The organism is Pedobacter sp. GW822-FHT03F06 (assembly GCF_058801365.1).
On record NZ_JBXANE010000021.1, the window covers coordinates 33776 to 54010 of the forward strand.

11 protein-coding genes are annotated in these 20235 nt (G+C 37.1%); all 11 read right to left on the reverse strand.

The window, feature by feature from the left end; all coding sequences use genetic code 11:
- Positions 1–6: 6 nt before the first annotated feature.
- The 11 genes from AC1RJ8_RS24735 to AC1RJ8_RS24785 all read right to left on the reverse strand — a co-directional run bounded on the left by AC1RJ8_RS24735 (position 7) and on the right by AC1RJ8_RS24785 (position 19953).
- On the reverse strand, positions 7–1938 hold the full coding sequence (locus AC1RJ8_RS24735) for a M60 family metallopeptidase (protein WP_492956106.1): 1932 nt from the start codon (positions 1936–1938) through the stop codon (positions 7–9).
- Between the two features lie 15 nt (positions 1939–1953).
- Positions 1954–3714 carry a LamG domain-containing protein gene (locus AC1RJ8_RS24740; protein WP_492956107.1) on the reverse strand — a complete coding sequence of 587 codons (1761 nt, stop codon included), beginning with the start codon at positions 3712–3714 and terminating at the stop codon, positions 1954–1956.
- A 23-nt stretch (positions 3715–3737) separates the two neighbouring features.
- On the reverse strand, positions 3738–5441 hold the full coding sequence (locus tag AC1RJ8_RS24745) for a DUF5008 domain-containing protein (protein WP_492956108.1): 1704 nt from the start codon (positions 5439–5441) through the stop codon (positions 3738–3740).
- A gap of 33 nt (positions 5442–5474) precedes the next feature.
- Complete coding sequence (locus AC1RJ8_RS24750) at positions 5475–6194, reverse strand: fasciclin domain-containing protein (protein WP_492956109.1); 720 nt, start codon at positions 6192–6194, stop codon at positions 5475–5477.
- A gap of 4 nt (positions 6195–6198) precedes the next feature.
- Positions 6199–7725, reverse strand: coding sequence for a RagB/SusD family nutrient uptake outer membrane protein (locus tag AC1RJ8_RS24755; RefSeq protein ID WP_492956110.1), 1527 nt, complete (start codon positions 7723–7725; stop codon positions 6199–6201).
- A 7-nt stretch (positions 7726–7732) separates the two neighbouring features.
- Positions 7733–10924 carry a SusC/RagA family TonB-linked outer membrane protein gene (locus tag AC1RJ8_RS24760; protein WP_492956111.1) on the reverse strand — a complete coding sequence of 1064 codons (3192 nt, stop codon included), beginning with the start codon at positions 10922–10924 and terminating at the stop codon, positions 7733–7735.
- Positions 10924–11946: a DUF5007 domain-containing protein gene (locus tag AC1RJ8_RS24765; protein ID WP_493008064.1), complete on the reverse strand. Its 1023-nt coding sequence runs from the start codon at positions 11944–11946 to the stop codon at positions 10924–10926. Before AC1RJ8_RS24765 ends, AC1RJ8_RS24760 begins: the two co-directional genes overlap by 1 nt.
- A 9-nt stretch (positions 11947–11955) precedes the next feature.
- Positions 11956–12633, reverse strand: a complete 678-nt coding sequence (locus AC1RJ8_RS24770) for a hypothetical protein (protein ID WP_492956113.1) — start codon at positions 12631–12633, stop codon at positions 11956–11958.
- A gap of 20 nt (positions 12634–12653) precedes the next feature.
- Complete coding sequence (locus AC1RJ8_RS24775) at positions 12654–14237, reverse strand: RagB/SusD family nutrient uptake outer membrane protein (protein WP_492956114.1); 1584 nt, start codon at positions 14235–14237, stop codon at positions 12654–12656.
- 30 nt (positions 14238–14267) lie between these two features.
- The gene (locus AC1RJ8_RS24780; RefSeq protein WP_492956115.1) at positions 14268–17270 is read right to left on the reverse strand and encodes a TonB-dependent receptor plug domain-containing protein; all 3003 of its coding nucleotides are present in this window, start codon (positions 17268–17270) and stop codon (positions 14268–14270) included.
- Between the two features lie 964 nt (positions 17271–18234).
- Positions 18235–19953, reverse strand: a complete 1719-nt coding sequence (locus AC1RJ8_RS24785) for an FAD/NAD(P)-binding protein (protein WP_492956116.1) — start codon at positions 19951–19953, stop codon at positions 18235–18237.
- Positions 19954–20235: the final 282 nt, after the last annotated feature.

Genomic DNA, 20235 nt, shown 5'->3' on the forward strand with positions numbered 1-20235 from the left:
CTTAAATTATGGCTTTATTAAATTCATTTCAGCAAATACCACATAAGGATTAGTGGTATATCCGTTTTTAACAATTACTTTGAAAAATTTGGCATTTATATTTCCATTGGGAAATATATATTCGAACCTGTTGGCAGTATTTGGTAAAGTGGTAGTACCAATGCTGGTGTAATTAATATTATCTCTACTGCTAAAAATCTCTACCTCTTTAGCATCTCCGGCCCTATTGGTACCGGCTCTGCCATTAAAATACATACCCTTAACAGGAATATTGGCACCTGCATTAAATATGAAGGTAAAAGGGTATGATTGTGCAGGTGTTGGGCTTGAATACTGAGAATGATAGTAAGTAGTTAAATTATTATCTACCAAAGCAGCAATTGATCCCTCTTGTGCAGGAGAACTTGCTGATACAACAGTGGTAGTATAAGTAATAGTACCAGTTCCTCCTGTTTTATTTAAAGGATTATAAGTCCAGAGCTGTTTCGTCAACAAAGGATATTTATTAGACATTTTAACCGCTACAGCATCGCTATAATTAATTCCCCAGGCATCAAAAAATGGGGCTAAATCAGTTTGAGTATAGTCAGATAATTTTTCGTATACAAAGTTATGCATGGTAATATCGCTAGAGTTTAAACGCGCCGCATGTCTTGCTTCAGTATACAAGTGAGTCATGGCACCATAGCCATATTTCTCAAAAATCTGCACAAAAGGTGTCATTCGTTTGAACGGATCGTTCATTGCACCATCGGTATCGAAATTTTTTGCACCTGTACCAGAAGCATAGGTTATGGCCTGAGGAAAACCACTTGAAACTGAAGGGTGCAAAATATTATAATCGGCACCAATTCTGTTGGCTACTTTAAAGCTAAATAAGTTATTGGTTGTTTCGCCTAAAGTGCTCCAGCTCCAAACTCTTCCCTGTTGACAATTGTGGCCGAACTCGTGGTAGGAACCCCACATACCATTACTGGTTGTAATGTTTTTCAGACTTGTAAAACCTTTAAACCACTCACTATCGTTCAAACCTACAAAAGGGAAACCACTGTGGCCATAACCTGCTGATAACTGAATATCCAATATCCCTCTCCAAGGTCCCTGCGGGCTTTTATCTCTTGCATCTGCCGCATTATCTGATAAACCCATCCAGGCGTTGTAATCAAGATCGAATACATCGTTCCATTTGCCCAAAGCAACAGTTGGGTTAGTATAAGGTTCGGATGATGAAAATGTAGCTATAATTTTATCTCTTGGCACCAGGAAAATCACCCTTTTGCTACGTAACTCTAGCCAAGGTACCTGAGAAGCTTTTACTTTATTTACCCAGTCTGCATCTACTGTTTGGCCTAGAATAAAATCAGGAGAAACACAAGCATTGGTAATGGTAAACTCTACAGGGTTTGGATAGGCTCTGCCTGCACGGATATAAATGGTACCACCATATAAATTACGGACATAGTTTGCGCCTGCATAAAGTTGCTGACGCATATAAATAACTGGGTCGCGCAATAATGGGCTCTTACCTGCAAGGTTATCGGTATGGCCACCAACCTGAACAGTTAAACCTTCAATACCTGCCGGAACCTCTATTTTAACCAGTTCACCTGGAGCAGCGTAATAACCAGTGCTGTACTGCGGCTCTGGAGCAACTGATATACGTAGATTCTCAGCTGTTTGATCGGTAAAGTTTAAATCTAAGGTAAATTTAGCATTTTGTACACGCGGTTCCGATTGATCTACTAAGCCTGGAAATACCCTCGCTTTTGCATACATAGACTTATCGATCACCTTCATATTGGTATCAATATTGCCTGCAGCAACATTCTGAGAATCGTCTGGGTAACCATCCGGAATGTTGTAACCGTATTTTTTACAGGCTGTTACCCCTAACAACAATATAACAGCACATGATATAGTAAAATGATTAAGTTTCATATTTCTAATATTTGATTAGTTTGTTGGAAAAGTAACTGAAGGGTTATAAAATTTACCCATTAAACTCCATTGGGCCGGTACAGCAATATTCATCCAATTGTAGATTAATACCGGAATATCAACACCGTTAGGCACAGCTTTAAAAGCAGCTTCAGATATTGCCGGAGATAGATTTGGGGAGATATCAGCAAAACTCGTCCAGTTAGGCGTTCCTACTAAATTCATTTTAGGTGCTTTTCCAGTCACATCATTTATTACACTTCCAACACCTTCGTCACCTTTAAAATAGGCTATTAAATTGTTGTAATATGGATCTGTTATGGGCGTTAAAGGTGTTTTTTTACTTGCCGCTATGATATCGGCATTTGGAATAGCTACATTGTAAACCGCAAATTCGGTAATAAAACAATCTACACTAGTATATTTTCCAAACTGTAGAGGCGCTGTGGTATTTAAATTTCCACTACCTGCATTTAGGGGTAAATTAGCGGTTTGCGCAGCTATACCATCAACAAACATACTGGCTGTATGGGTAGTACCATTGTTAAAGAACCTTACTGCAACAGAGTGCCATTTCCCATCATCTATCTTTTGAGATGCCGGCCCTTTTGTCTGGCTGTTACCAGTAGTCCCAGTGAAGCTCGCATTAAAAGTAATAATGCCACCATCGTCTTTTATAAAGGCCCAACCCGGTACACCTCCGGTTATTCCACTAGTAAGGCCTCTTTTTTGGAGAATTGCACAGTAGCCCGAATTTCCCGCACTTCCATCCCAACGGATGTTAAAACGGATAGTAGCCTCAACATTTGTACCTAAATTTAAAAAATTAGGATCGCTTTGTACAGCACCATTGGTTGCATTAAACTTCGGGCCAATTCCTGCATAAGGCAGGTTACTTACATCGGGTTTTGTTACAGGATTCGGTTTAAATTTAGGGTTATAAAAAGCCACAAAAGTATTACGGGAATCGTCGGCATAGATGTTTGAACCTGCACCACCACCCGAAGTAGGGCCTCCTCCTTTATTAGATGCGATTACCACTAACCAATTTTCCTGGGCATAAGTTTTTCTCGCCCTTAAAGCTGCCAGGATCTCTCCAACATAACTATCTAATGTATTAATGGCTGTAGTATATGCTGCAGTAGATGCAGTATATCCATTAGCCGCACCAGCAGTTTCAGCGCTGTGAAATTGCGCTACCAATAATGATGGATTGCTAGTTGTTAATTCAGTAATAACTGCAGTTTTAACAGCTGCATCATCAGACAGGGTTTGTTTAACGGTTGCATCAGTTGCCAGGTTATCGTTAAATGCAGCTGTTGCACCGAAAGAAACTGTTCTAGCAGTTGGGATAGTTGATTTAATTCCGCTAAATAATGTTGGGGTTGGTTGCAAATTTAAACCTGTGAAAGCCTCTGTGGTAACATTATGTTTAGTATAATCTACTCCCGTAAGCATGGTAGTCCAGGATGCCGCGTTAGTTATCACATTTCTCTGGTAATCGGCTACGCCATCATAAGAATAAATCGAATTTGTAGTAATTTGTGTCAGGTTACTTGGTGCCAGGCTGCTAACAACCGAACCTTTTACCCCATCCAATATAATGTACAATACTTTTTTAGCATTGGTACCTAAACCAAGCGTATCATTTCTGAACGATTTAGGAAGTACACTATCAAAATTTTTATTGCAGGCCGATTGGAGTAAAACAAAGCCCAAAACGAGTGCAGTACCTATAGTTTTTACATTAAAAACTGATATTATATTTTTTTTCATATCTATATAATTAAAGTGTACAGTTAATTAGAAATGATTAATCTAAGTACGTTACGTGGCAACATGGAATTAAACCTGGTAATATCACCTACCAAAATCACCTGCGAACCATTTGATATTGGCGTTTCAATCATATCATATACTCTACCCTGAAAACCTCCGGTATTATTATAGCCTACAGCCAGCTGGCCATTAGGTTCTAAAATCATAAAGCCCTGACGCAGGTAATCACCATATCTATTGAATGAACCGGAAACTATTATTTTACCACTATTGAGCTGGCCTGCGAAAGTTGCTATACCACCAGTAATAGCGGCACCAATAAATGTACTTACTACCGATCCGTTAGAATTTAACAAGGCAATACCAGGAGATGCTTTTCCATTGAAAGTGGTAAAATTACCACACACCACAATTTTATCGGTTACACTATTATATCTTATAGAATAAATGTCTCCATCAGCGCCACTACCTACGCTAAAGCCCTGATCAACAGAACCATCTAAATTTAAGCGAACAATCCGGTTGGCAGTTATCCCGTTAAAGGAGCTAAAACCTCCTACTAAAATAAGTTTACCATCGCTCTGCATCGTAGCATCGAAAATACCACCGTTTCCTGCAGCAGCACTTTGGCGTGTGTTTTTATTATAATGAAAAGTAGAATCCATCGATCCATCGGCATTTACACGCACAATCTGTTTCATCCGGGTTACATCATAAACTTTCTCATCATAACTAGAATTTGGATAGTATATCCTTTTAAAGTTCTGGAAATTACCGACAATATAAATCTGCTCTCCAAAAACAAAGGTTTTTTTCACATAACCATCTACCCCGGCATTAAATGCGGCAACAGTATCGCCATTTTTCCAGGTTTCTCCGGGTTTAGGATTAACAATGGGCACTAAAGAATTACCAAAGGCATCTTTATCGGCAGTTTTAATGGTATCTAAAGTACCATTAGCATTTAACCTGGTAATATTGTTAAGGGTTTGTCTGTTTAGACGCCAAGAGTTAAAAGAAGAAAAGCTACCTGCTATAATAAATTTGCCGTTCTGTGAACCACTCGATATTCTATTGATCGAAGTAATAATTCCAAGTCCTCCCATTACACCTTTCCCAAAATTAATATCTGAGGTAATGTATCCACCATCAGCATCTATTTGAGCTATGCCACCATTAGGAGATAGTAGTGTACCTCTTTGTTCAAAACTTGTAAATCCGCCGCCAAGCCAAAACCTTCCTGAAGGTAGTTTTTCGGCATCAAAAACTGTTGTTATACCAGCAGCAGCAACAGTTCCGGCCCCATTTATAATTTTAAAAGTAGGATCTACAGCCACTTTCCCCCCAACCTTAACAATTGGTCCAAAAAAGCTTTGACCTTGAGAAGTAATCCAAACACTTCCAGTACTGGCCGTTAGTGGCACCTTAAATTGAATGGTACTATCAGTATAATTTAGCACTTCAGCTTCGATCTCATTTACGTACAGCTTAAAATTATCTTTATATTTCATTAAGCCTTTAACCTGAAGATTTAAAGTTGTTCCTGCATTTACAATATCAGGGTCGGTAGTTTTAGAGATAAAAGTAATCCCTAAAACCTGTTTTCCTCCAGCGTATGGATCATCAGCCAGTCCCTTACTTTTTTCGCAAGAAACCATTAGGCCAGCAAGGCAAACCACCATTGCTACCAATATGCCTGTTCTATATTTTATGTTTGTTAACATTTATCTGTTAATTTTAAATTAATAAATAATTAGCTATGGTGTAGGTGGTAAAATGCCAGCTGCAACTACCTGATCTATAAACGTATCGGTATTAAAGCCAAGATTATGCTTAATTTTTGTTAGTACATGCAATACACCATTTGTAGTCTGTATATCTGAAGTAGCAACAGGATTATTCTGCAAAGCCACTTGTGGATTTGACAGATCTGGTATATAAGCGAGGAATAACTGACGGTAACCAGCATAACTAACACCACCTGCATCGCTAAAAATTGCACCAACATTCATTATACGTCCCCCATAAGAAGTATAATTTTGACCTGGATATGCAAGATAAGAAAGCGTATCTCTTTGTGGATAATCCTTTAACAAGTTAGCACCTTTAAAAATATATTGAGAAAGGGTGTTTCTCCATACCTCTGGTTTTATTTGGCTAAGTTTCGATACGGTATCTTTACCATTACTTCTTAAATACTGGTTAAGTCTTTTAATACTTTTGAAAACAGAGCCACTAGGTGGCGCAAAAAAGGTTACGTTTTCTTTATCCAGCACTTCAGTTAAACCAGCAAGGTTTACAACAGTAAGTGTGCTATCGAAAAAGGGCTTTTTGTCTTTCATATACTGTAATACACTTCCATTGTATTTTGGATCATGTACACCAGTATCGAAATAGTATTTTTTGCAACTCGCAAACATGAGCACAGTACCGATCAATACCAGTAAAAATGCTTTATTTTTGTTTTGTTTTTTCATCGTCTTAATTCCAAAAATTATTACCTACTAAATATGGATTAGCAGAACGCTCAGTGCCACTAATGATTAAAGGCCAGGTCCATGCGCCATTGTTAAAATTACCAACACTGATTACTGCCTTCGAATATTCCGTGTTTACGGCTCTTTTTGTACGTACCAGATCAAAAAAGAATTGTCCTTCGCCAATTAATTCTCTACATCGTTCCTTATAAATGTCGTTTTTCAATTCTTCACCACTTGTGGTAAATGCCGGTGCAGCAGCAGCAGCTCTTACCTGATTAGCATAGGTACGTGCAGCAGCATCATCAGCAAGTTCTGCAGCAGCTTCTGCGGCAAGTAACAAAACGTCAGGTAATCGAAAAATCACCGCACTATCATCACTATTTATACTCAAACTTGCACCCGATCCGGTTGCATATACATTAATGTATTTCTTAAACTGGAAAGTGTTGTTATCAGCATTATAGTTTTCAAACCATACGGATACCCTGGCATCAGGTGTACCAGCAGGAAAAAGTTTGTTGATGTAATCTTTATCATAGGCCATAAAACTGGTGGTTTTAGTTATACCGCCACGAATTGGAAAATGAGAAAAGAAATAAGAATAATTAGAAAAGGTTGAGAATGTTTCACCGTAATTATAATCCTGCAAAACACCAAATAAGTTTTCGCTAGAGCGGCCTTTAAAAATCTTTTGGGTATTTTCAACAGTAATTGGCAACAATGAATAATTTTTATAGCCAGCCATCTCTTCTCCCAGTGCTAAAACCGATTTATAATACCCAGTTTTATCTCCGGTATCCCAAGCTGCTGCCCACATGTTTAAATGCATTAACAGCGCAACTGCACTGGCTTTTGTAGGTCTCAATCCAATTAACGATGCATCGGTATAAGCTTCTGGAAGATCATTTTTTGCAGCATTCATATCTGCAATACACTTTTTCATTACTTCTACCTGTGGCGTACGCGGTAGTGCTTTGCTATTGTAAGCTTCTGTATAGTAAATGGCATCACCAAATAATTTACAGATAAACATGTAACTTAAATTACGTGTAAATACGGCTTCTGCCTTGTATCTTTTTCTGTCTGCATCTGATAAGGCGGATGAAGGAACATTATCTACTTCGTAATACAATATATTGCTCGCGGCAATAATATCGTACCAGGCCTTCCAATCCATAATAGCTCTTAATCTACCGTCGTATGTTGTTGAACCAGTTATTGGAGATTTTAAATTATTAACAATTAAATTGTTAAACACATTATTCCCACTATTATCAATTGTACCAACAACTTTTACAAAGTTCCCTCTCACTTCAAGTGCAGGCATTATTACACTAAAACCTATTTTATCTCTTAATCTAGAATAAATTCCGTTGGTAAAGCCTTCAACGTCGTTTCTGGTCTGCCAAAAATTGTTTCCAGAAAGTGCATCTATGGGTTCAACGTTAAGAAATTTCTTACATCCAGGCGCTACGAATAATAGTAAGGTAGCAACCAGTAAATATTTTATGTTTTTCGCTTTCATCATGTCCGATTTAAAATTCAATATTTAAGCCCAATGCAAATTGTTTAGAGGCAGGATAACCTCCAGAATCATCTCTACCTAAAGCAGTTACGTTTTCTGGATTTGGCCCTCTGTAACGTGTAATAAAACCTAGGTTAGAAGCCGTAGCATTAATGCTTACCCTGTTCATCCCAAAGCGTTGCGTGAATTTTTGATTAAACATATAGTATACCTTTACAGAGTTTAATTTAAAGTACGATCCGTCTTCCTGGAACAAGGTTTGGTTATACCTGAATGGGCCCAGGTATTGCGCTCTAACAAAATCCAATGGGTTACCATAAGTAGCCATATCGCCAGCCGATGCCCAGTAACTGTACTCAGATAACGGCACCAGATTGCCCAAAAGGTTTGGATTGCCGAAACGTGCAAATTGCGATGCCAAACTGTTGTTTAAAATATCTCTTTGTAAGGTAAATGAAGTATTAACCTCTAAACTCCAGTTTTTGTATTGAACCAATGTGAAAAACCCTCCAGTAATTTGAGGTTGTGAATTTCCTGCAATAACCCTATCGTACTCGTTTAAAACATAGTTACCATCTAAATCGGTAAATATTGGATCGCCTGCCCGGAAATAGTTCAAGAGACCGTTTGAACCGACACGATAAGGCAAACCGGTAAGTGGATCTACAGGAACCTGAGCATTTGTACTGTAAACACCTTTCGTATTATACAAATAGTTAGACAAAGAGTTAATACCCAAACGGTAATAAATATCTTGTCCTAAATCTGTATCAAAGCGAATTTTCTCCCTTAACCCATCAGGTAAGGCCGCAAGTATCTCTCTGTTAATCGCTAAGTTTGCGCTTAAAGTCAATTTAAAAGGGCTAGTTGCATTTAATGGTCTGCTAGTAGCCTGAAACTCCCAGCCATAGTTAACGTTACTAATTTCTGTAGAAGCAATCTGATTAAATGAATTAGCTGTAGAAAGTGCCTTTTCCTGGAAAATATTATCGGTCTGTTTATAATATGTGTCAAAAGCTAAGGTGAATTTGCCATTAAAAATACCGATATCAAAACCTGCATTGTAAGTGGTGGCCTTAGTTGGCTCTAAGCTTAAATTTGGCAAGAAATCTAAGTTGGATATTACTGTGTTACTGTTATTATAACGGTTACCTCCAGAATATTTACCATAAGCCTGATAGATACTACCATTAGGTGTAATGTTAGAACCATAACTTAAACGGAAATCTCCATAATCTAACCATCTTGGAGTTCCTAAAAATTCTTCCCTGTCAAAATTCCATTTTACCGCTATAGCAGGATTTTTCTTGTAACCTGCATTCGGCCCATTGGTAGAAAGTCCGTCCACACGGTAGTTCAAATCGATTACATATTTTTGTTTATAGTTATAAGAAAATGCACCAGCAAAGGCTATTGTTCTTAAATCAGTATATCCAATTGTTCCACCTTTAGACGTTAAATAATCTGTCATATTGGTTAACGGGCCTCTCAGCTGATCGTTTACAACCCTGTCATTTAATATGGCATCAGATTTAAAGAATGAGGCTCTTAGTTCTGAGAAGGCAAATACAGTAAAGTTGTGTGCATCTTCACCCGCTTCTTTTAATGAGTATACATACGAAAGTTGATTACGGTTATACAAGGTAGTAGCCCGATCATTGTAAGTATAATATTCTGCCTGGTTTGAATTTAGTGCCGCCGGAGAAAAGTTATCCTTCGTACTCGATTTTGCAGTATAGTTTAAATATGAACCCAATTTCAGATTTGGTACAATCTCGTACTCTGCATTTAATTGTGCTGAAGTATTTAATACCTTATTATCATTATCCGTAGTTAGCGCCCCTAGCACTGAATTAACTGAAGAGTATAGCGAGGGCGCGGGCAGCAAGGATGACGCACTTCCGCCACTGGCGACTCCCGAATTCTGGAGTCCGTTACCACTTCCCGTTTGCTGCTTCTGTATGGAGTTGTTCAACTGCCCTTCTAGCTTAAACTTTCGGCTTGGGGCATAACTCATATTCATATTCAAATTATAACGAGAATATCCAGTATTTTCTTGAATACCCTTTTCATCATAAGCGCCTAATGCTACCTTATAGTTAAACTTCACATCTCCCCCAGAAATATTTAAATTATGGGTTTGGTTAAAAGTTTGGCGATAAAAATAAGACTGCCAATCTGTTGAGTTATTGTAATAAGCATTTAAACTATCGGATAAAAACGGAGTAGAATTGATTAAATCGATAGCATGGTTATAAGTTGTATCATAACGCAAAATCTGATCGATTCTTAACAACCGCTCGCCCTTACCACCAATTACCGAACGCAATTGCGGAACAGTTGACATAAATGCCGAGCCATTATAACGTACCACTGGCACTTTCGAATTACCACGTTTTGTGGTAATTAAAATTACACCATATGCACCTCTTGAGCCATAAAGCGCCGTAGCTGCTGCATCTTTTAAAACTGTAATATCTTCTATGTCTTCTGGTGGAATTTGTGAGGCTGGTGAAACGCCAGGACCTGCTTGTTGAAAGCCATAAGAATAATCAGTATTATCATCAACTGGTACCCCGTCTATTACAAATAATGGAGAAGTTGGTGTTAAAAATGATCCATTACCAGAACCAGAAACGTTAATATTCGAAATACCACGAATAGTTACGTTACCCCTAAAGCCTGGAGCACCAGTATTGTTCTGGATATTTAAACCAGCTACCTTACCTTGTAATAGCGACATCACATCACTTGCTGGCTGTCCTTGAATGTCCTTACCAGATATGGTTACCGCAGAACCCGTCATTAACGTTTTCGTTTTAGTTTGGTAACCAGCTGTAACGGTTACCTCTTTCAAGGTTTTGTTATCAGTACCCAAAGTAACCGAAATATTGGTTCGGTTGTTTACTTTTACGGTAGTAGATTCGTAACCCACATAACTAAATGTTAAAGAAGAGTTTCCAGCTACTGTTACCCTGAATTTACCATTATTGTCTGTAATACCTAATGAACTTCCTCCACTGGTAACACTAACGCCGGGTATTGTTTCTTTTGATTTTGATGATCCATCTATAACTACTCCGGTTACAACAATACGTTGTTGGGCAATAGCTAAATTTTGGAAACCAAAAATCAATAAAATAACTATGGTGTAAAAATACTTCATCGGAAATATGTTTTGTTTTAGTTTATACTGTTCCATTAATCATTATCAAATTTTGGTTTGTCCCGCTTAAACCAGAAAGTTATCTCCCAGTCTCCCTTCTCGTAAATATTAAAATTGAATGCCAGGTAGCATTGTTGAAGCACGTTACCAAAAGCCTGCCTGTTAAACCTGAAAACTATTCGGGCCTGATCTCCGGAAAGTGTGGTGTATTTGGTTGGGTACGTACTTAAGGGTATAGGGTATGCAACATCATACTTCACCTTGGTGGCATCCTTAACCATGTTAAAACCATGTACGAGATTTGCCCAATCGGTTGTGGCAAACTTATCTGGATTAATAGGATTGGATAGGGTATCTACAAATTTGAATGTGATACTATTACCATTACCAGCCTTTTTGAATAATACCTGAACATCATCTCTGGTATTCAAAGGCTGACCGCGTTCGCCCGTAATATTTACACTGGTAGGGTTCACCGAAACCGAGGTGCCCTGACCTGTAACAGGATCTAAATTAGATGGCTCGTAAGGTCTTTCGCGTAGTGGGCGCAGACGAAAATTCTGATAATACTTTCTTCCCCCCGAGTTAGACATTTCTACATCGAAAACATAACCAGAATCTGGTTGTGCTTTTATCATGTTAGAGTTAGCCGCTGCCCACATTAAAAATTCTCCTGAATGGGGTCTTACCTCAAATAACGGATGGTTTTCTACCACTCGTTTTGCATTGATCTCATTTAGCGATTTCTCTGTACCATCATAAGCCGTTTTCCAAACTAACACAGGGTAATTATTAGTTAGTTCTGGTGCCGGCTCTCCAGTAAAACTGCGCATATTTACAATCTTAAAATCTAATGGCCTGCTCGAATTTCCATATTGGAAATTATTGGCAAACAGGGTATTTCTACCAAGAACAGGTTGATATAAGTATTGTATGTACTGAGAATCGTTGGCTATGGACAAACGCTCTTCAGGTAAATTCTTTTTGCATGACGATAAGACTATGCCACTAATTAAAATGGTTAAGAATATTCGCACTAGATTTATATTTTTTTTCATCATCACTTTTTAATTGTTCAATCTGTTGGTGAATTCATCAAAACCAAAGTTGTGTATTGGTGTGAGTATATTGATAATGGCATTATTGGTTTTAACATTAACTGCATTGGTTGTAGTTGTTACCCAATAGGTAGTAAAAATGGAACCATAAGTATCACTAAAATTTAATGTTGCTGGCCCACCGCCAATATAACCTGCAGAGCTCAGTTTCACATATTTAATGTGCATCTGGTAGTCGATTACAATGTTTTTCAATAACATACCATCTACATTGTTGATGTAGGCATCGGTAGTTCTGTCTCCTCTGATGATGTATTTACAAAGCATATACCCCAATTCGTTAGGATCTGCATTTGACAAATAGACTGGTTTCTTACCCTGGTTTTTACGTACCATGTTTAAATACTTCTCAGCGGCTTCAAAATTTTTGTTCACCGGCGCAAAAAGTGTTACTTTTTGGTTCGTTAGCGAATCTTTCAAAAAAGGATAACGGTCTAAAACCAAGAGCAAAGAATCGAATGTACCTTTAGGCTGTGCCTTGAGGTAATCCATGGCAGAACCATTAAAAGTCTGCTGTGTATTTACATAATCATGATAAGGCGAATCATCTTTTTTGCAGGCGGTAAAGCACAAGCAAATAAGCCCCAAGAGAAAAAATGTAATTCTATTGTATGATAAATTTTTCATTTTATAACTAGTTAGGTAGGTTATTGCCAATATGGATTTTGAGTAATTGATGAATTTGCATTAATTACATCTTGTGATACCGGCCAGTAAATACCACCAGCATTTTCAAACTGCTTAAATGTCATCGGCGTACCGTTTTTAGTGGCAAAAACAGTTTGAGGGTTTTTAATTCTATTATATCTTATAATATCATACCATCTCCAACCCTCGCCCATTAATTCTCTCCTCCGCTCCTGAAAAATTGCCGCAACCAAATCTGGTGTAGCTGTTGTAAAGCTGAAACCCCTTAGTGCACAAGCCCTATTCAATGCGTTAAGTGCCTCATCTCTTAAACCTAAAACAGCTAGCGCCTCAGCTCTTAATAAGGTAATTTCCTCCATTCGGCTAAACACCATCGACGAACTGAATAAGGTTACATTACCCGAAGTATTAGATGGATAGATAACTTTTACTTTATTAAAAATCGGGCGCTCAGATTCAAAACCATAGAAATAATTTGTCCTGTATAAGTTCGTTACAGGATCAACGCCAAAACGAAGATCATTTGGGGCATTAAAGGCGCGAATAATACTGTCCTTTGACACAAACATTTCTGGCTGTGATTTTGGAATAAACGGCGAAGCCAATGTTAATTGCTCTAAGTGTCCGTTAGCGGTTGATAAACCGTTGCCCGCTTCGAAAGGAAAACCAACCATCAAGTTTGCCCTTTTGTATGCAAACGGACTATAGTTGTTCTGATTTTCCGTTAGTGCATTCATATCAATATAATCCAACGGGTTGGCACCATCTACAAAATATTGGGTAGATTGATTATCTAAAACGAATTTCGAATAGATGGCTGCATCGATATAATTACCCTGCCAAGCAGCGATATGTGCTAAAAGTATATATGCAGATAAGCGGGTAAAAACAATACCATTCCATGATGGCCAGTTAGCACCATAATATAAACCTGGCATAATAGGATCGGTACCACCATACCGAAAAGGTACCACCTTAGCTGCTGCCAACAACTCATTGGTTGCAAATGCTAAAACTTTTTGTTGCGGAGTTCTGCCAAGTTTTATAAACTCACCATCATGAGAGGAAGTTAGCAAAGGCACATCGCCCCAAATTCTGCTCATGTAAAAATAAGCAAAGGCTCTTAACATTCTGGCTTGCGCTACATCTACATCAAGGTTTAACTGGGTATATCGTGGGTCTAATTGTTTAATCTCTTTAGCGCGTTCTACAAAAAGACTTGCAGAATTTATCGCTGCATAAAACCTTCTCCAGTTGGTAATCCTGTTAATTACCGGATATGAGGCATTAAGCTGCCCATTTACAATGGCCTTTAAATCTGCACGTGTAGTAATGGTAAAATCGCCCTGTCTTAAATCGCCCATTAACCAATGTCCGTTATCCGCCACGGTTGCAGAACGAAGCAGGCCATAAACAGATAAAAGGTTGGCTTTTGCATCTTCTAAGGTTTTCCAGTTCGTTTCTTCTGTAGATAATCTTGTAGATTGTACATCATCTATTTTTTTACAAGAAAAGTTACCCAAGCCGATCAGTAATACAAAAATTGCGATAGCAGTTTTGCAAAACCTATTTTCTTTATTCATTATATAATTCATATTAATTGTATAATTATTTTATAAATCCAATTTAAAGCCCAATACAAATGTTCTTGGGATGGTTAAATTGGCACCATCATAATACCCATTGTAGTTCACCAACTCAGGATCTACACCCGAAAATTTAGTAATGGTAAACAGGTTCATAGCTGTTGCATATAAATATGCTCTTCTAACAGTTTTTCCTGATTGTTTAAAGATTGCTGTTTTACCAAAATCGTAACCAAGTGTTACCGACCTTAGCTTAAGGTATGATGCATCTTCTAAGAATAAATCCTGATCTGCACGGTAAGCATCAACATCACTCCATGGGTTATAAATGGGGTATGTTTTCTCGTTATCGAATATCTGCCAAGAAGAAACCTCTTTTACCGAGTTGATGTCGTTACCAGCTTCGCGGTTGATAAAACCATAACGGGTAGCTTCATATTGGTTAATTGCTTTCTGCCCTAGTGCAAATATGAAATTGAAATTAAGATCGAAGTTTTTGTAAGCCAATGTATTGTTCCAACCCCCTAAAAATTTCGGTAACCTATCTCCGGTTAAAACCTTATCCTTATTATCTATGCGGTTGTCGCCATTGTAATCTGCCCAATTTGGATCTCCAGCTTTCATCGGGATACCATTAAAAGTTCTACCAGCTGGTATATCGGCATTGGTATTGTAAATTCCATTATTACTATATAACCAAAAACTCCCAACGGGTTTACCAACGGCCAATTTATTATCTCCGCTAATTACCGCTGTTAAACCATTAGGTAATGCTTTAACTTCATTTTTATTGTAATTAAGGTTTAACGTTGTATTCCAGTTTAATCCTTTTGGTTTGCTAATAATCACACCATTCAACATCAATTCTAAACCTTTATTATTAATGTCCAATCCTGATTGGTAGTTAACACTATAACCCGTTTCAAAAGGTACAGGAACCCCAATAATATTATTGTTATCGTTTCGATTGTATAATGAAATTGCTGCATTGATTCTATTTTTCAAGAAAGATCCATCCACGGTGATGTTAGTACGATCAGAATAGGGTAAGCTGATACCATATCCGATAAATCCACTCTCATATGGCCTGTTAATTCCTAACCTACCACCATAACCAGGGATTGTTGGTTCTTCAAACCATCCGTTTTCTGAGCGGTACTGAGGGCCGGCAGCATATCTGTCATCAAGAAAAATCCTCAGGTTTCTACCCCATCCGGCACTAAGATGTAGGTTATCAAAAAAAGTATTGTTCTTTAAAAACTGTTCTTTTAAATTAAAAGTGGCATTAAAAGCTGGCGTAGTAACCCATCTGCTATCAGGCTGGCCATTTGATGCTCCATCTCTTCTTAGCAAGGCACTTACATTTAACAGGTTTTTATAGCTATACTTGGCAGAACCATAAAAAGACATTAAATTATTTCTTTCTTTATCGATGTATCTAAAAACGTAGAAATCGCCTCTGGCTAAAGTATTTAGGTAATCAGGATTATCTGCACCATTAATTTTTTCACGGCCATCCACAAAGTTTAGTTTTACATAATCATTGGGGCCATTATATGCTCTGGCATAATTATATTTGTAAGTATCGCCCTGAAAGCTCTCTCCTATTTCAAAATCAACTGTATTTGCTTTGTTAATTTCATATTTATACGAAATGGTATTACTCTGCAATAAACGTTGGCTATAACCAAAATAATTTGAAACGTAACTTACACCATCCATTAAAGTAGAAGGTGTAAAGTAATCCCTGATCCCTTCGTTATAATCAAAAATCAGACTAGATGAAATAACAAACTTATTAACCCTGGCACTTAATATCAGATTGCCATTTAAAATGGTATTGCGGTTATTATCTACATTTTTATTATTCTCATCCAGAAAGCTTCCATAAATAGAAGAATTAGGAGATAACGGACTAGTTAAATCCGGGATATACCTGGTTTCAGCAAAACGATCGCGCAAGCTTTTGTTTCTGGTCCGATCTAAACGGGCCGCATTTACACTACTTGAAACAGTAAGCCATTTAAATGGTGCCATATTAATACCAAAAAACAAATTGTATTTATTGATATTGGTATCATCGGCATTACCAGCATTTTTGGTGCCCGAACCAAAAAATCTAAAGTTTGCCCGATCACCACCACCTGTAATACCTAAATCGGCAGAAAAGGTTGGCGTATTCTGATAGTACAAATCATTCCAGTTTGATGGACCATAATATGCAGTATTGGTTGAGTCTCTTAAGTAAGAGGCATAACCTGCATAATTTTCTGCAGTTGCATATTTCTGGTAAAACGGTTTTCTGAAGTTATTTTCATAAACACCGTTAACAGTATTTACTTTTGGTGCGGTAACAAACCCAAAATAGGCATTTGTACTAATATCTCTTAGTCCAGCTGCCCTCGCATTTTTGGTAGTAATGTAAATAGCACCATTTGCCGCATTTGGTCCAAGTTTAGCCAATTCAAACGGATCTTTAATTACTGAGATAGACTGTATATTATCTATACTGATCTGTGAAAGTAAATTAGTAGCAGGGCCAATCCTATTAAAATCGTATTTCTGTACATCAAAAGCAAAAGGATTATCTTGAACCAGTGGAACACCGTTTAAGTATACTGCCGGCTGCAATGCATAAATATCCTTTTTAGTAAACAATACACCTGATGCACCTTGTACAATAATACTTTGCTCGGTTCCGGGTTCACCATTTGGCTCCTGCACATACACTCCAGTCAAATTACCTTTAATAATTTGCTGTAACGATAAATTCGGAACAGGTGTTGAAGAACGGATGTTGATCGTATCGCGTACTGTTTTAAATTTCTGTAGTGCTTTAACCATTTGGCCAATTGTATCGGTTTTAATGGAATAAGCGGACGAATCTTTTTTAACTTTAGTTGTATCTTGCTGAAAAACAAAATAACCACCATTAGCCGTTTTAAGCCATGCCCCGTGGGCATATAAAGATTGCGATCCAAAAACAGATAAAAACAAGGCAATACAAACGCTTGTATAAATTTTAACCATTTTATTAGTTTAATTAAAAGTTTAAGTGTTTAAAGAAGAAACTCGATTGGTAAAATATAGTTAAGAAACTATCTCGATTTGAGATTTTGGGCAAAGCAATGCCTTAAGACAAAAAGTAAAATTTTTGATCATCGGATGTGGTTTAGAATTGATTAATATTAATTCTTAATGCAACCTAACTTGCATAAGAATGATTAGTTTTTGTTTGCTTGTTTGTTATATACCTTGGTTAGAGGTTCTTTGGTTATTTTATTTATTCTTTGTTTTCTTGCTAGTTGACAAGATTCTTTTTTGCTCGTAATAGTAAAATAAAATATCGGCTAGTTATGATTTGTTAATGCAAGGTATATATTAAGAAAGGTGTTTTTTTTTTTTTCTTAACGCAAACGTTTGCTTAAAAAATGCGTGAGAAGTAAAGCTTTAAACCGTTGCACGCTTTGGGAAGTGCTATAAATTAACTAATTTTTATATTTTTATTAAACGATATTCTAATAACGAATAACTGTTAAGGAAAAAGCTTTAAATGATAGTTTGGTTAGCGCCTAAAATTATGGCTATAGAATCATATTCAGGTTGGCTTAAACCCAAATATGCGATACCATTTTTGCGAATTTTGTAATTCAAAAAAGACATAACACAAATTAAGCGCAAACGTTTGTTTTTTCACCCAAAACAGGGTCCAATACTACGTTAGGCAATTTTTTCGTTTAAAAACAATTAAATCAAACATATTATTTTTAAGTAATTTCTGTTCTGAATCACGAAATAAATCAAACACCAGTATAATAGACTAACTTTCAAAAAAACAATGGTTTATAATCCTGTAAAAAGCAAATCATAAACCGTTTTACTAGCCATATTTTTCTATAAACACACTAATTTACTTCATAAGTTAAGCTTACTTTGCTGCAGTATTCGTGTAATCAAAATACATGAAACAACATTTTATATATAGAGAATCTTATTAACTAAAGTTATTCTCCCTTAAAACATGCTTCAACACCGCCTCAGAAGCGGCTTCACAGAAATCGATTCCAGAATAATCGGGATTGTATCCCCCAATGTACGGAACGGCCATAATATAAATTCTTTCATTCGCCTGTCCCGCCTCATTAACCACCTGAAAATGATCGTTGATGGTAATGCCAGGAACAGTTAAAAAGTAAGTATTACCTTTCTTTTTAACTAAATCATTATGCTTCATTTCTTCTTTTCCATTATCAGCAGACTCGAACTGCAACATGGCTGGACTAACTGTTCCATTCTTGATTAAACTTTTAAACGGAAAATCATCGAAAGAAAGGTGTGGTTGGCCAACACAATCGATAAAAGTATCGAAGTGAACAGTAACCTTCTTTTCATCTACCGTGTAATGATAATCCGCACCACCTGTTTCTAAGGGTTTAAGTTCTGCATCATCTCCAACAGCAACAATGCTTAACACACCAGCCTCGTTCAGTGCCAATAATTCTCTGCACGAGCTTTGGGGTACAAATGCAATTACAATAGAAATTAAGGGCATTAATACCTTTTGGAGCCGCTCCATATCTTCAGCAGAAAGGTATTTGGCAGGATAATTCATGGCAAAGCTTAAAACGGCTAAAGCTTCTTTCCAATAAATAGATTTTCGCTTTTCTATAGATTTTTCGGCTTCATCGTATTCTTTCTTAAAGAGATCAAATGGTTCCATTTTTTCTCTATAGCCCATCATGGCCGCTACAAATTCCTCGAGATTCATGTTTTTGATCTGCTTATAAAATGCCGGATCTTTTTCGATAAACATCTCTTTAAAATTCTTTTCGAATACAAAATCCAAGGGTAAAAAACCTCCGTTTTCAGCTATGCTCGCCTGAATTTCGGCTTTGCTTAGCGTTTCTTCCTTTCCTAAATGAGAATCTTCCAGATGAAAACGAATAGCGGGTAACAAACCGCTACGGGAGTGCATTACAATTTTAAAGCCTTTGCTTTCTAAATGATAACGATAGGTTCCGTCCTCATTGTCTTCAAACTTACCATTTTGTCTGGCCAGTGTTCTTAAGGCATCAATAGCAGTTAACGATGATCCCATGATACCAACAGCGTGGTTAAGTTTTAATGCTATTTTTTTAGGTGGGTATGGAGAATCGAAATAATTGGGAATCCTGCCCTCATATTTTTTAGGCCAATTGTGCCCAGTACAGATAATAATATGATCGAAATAGGCCTTGTGATGATCTTTAACGCACACAGTCACTTGATTATCTTTAGAAGAATCGATAATATCCTCTACCACACATTTTAAATGTACATTGGTTTTTATCCCTTTTTTCGCTGCTGCATCTTTAAGCAGATTAAACTGCGCAGATAAGTATTCTCCAAAAAACAATCTGGGCAATACTTTATATTCATTAAATTTCGCTTCGTTGATGTTAAACTTTTTTAAAACCGCTTTAGGTGCTATTTTAACCCAATCTTCTATAGAATTAAAAATGATCGGAATTTCATTATCTGATACATTGGTGATATGTTCTACATTAGCACCTTCGGCACTATAAGGCATACCCGCACCTAAATAATCTTTACGCTCGAAAATGTCTATCTCAAAATTGACCGCTTTTGATTCTGTTAATCTTTTATACATGAAAAGACCGCTCGGCCCACCACCAATAATGGCAATTCTTTGTTTTGCTGTTTTAGTATCCATTTATAATTCATACAATCTTAAAAAAGGGAAATTGTTTTGTTTTTTTGCCACGGAAAGACAGATGCACTGTTAATCATTTTAATTTGTCATCCTGAGGGGTCAGTTTTAGAAAAAAATAAAGGAGTTGGGATGACAGATTAAGATAAATCGTCATCTCGACCGCAGTGGAGAGATCTTTTAATATAGTACAAAGATCTCTCCACTCCGCGTTGCTCCGGTCGTATTCTAGGTTTACCACAATTGCAAATTTATTTTAAGAAAAACTCTTTTTTTGGAGTTTTT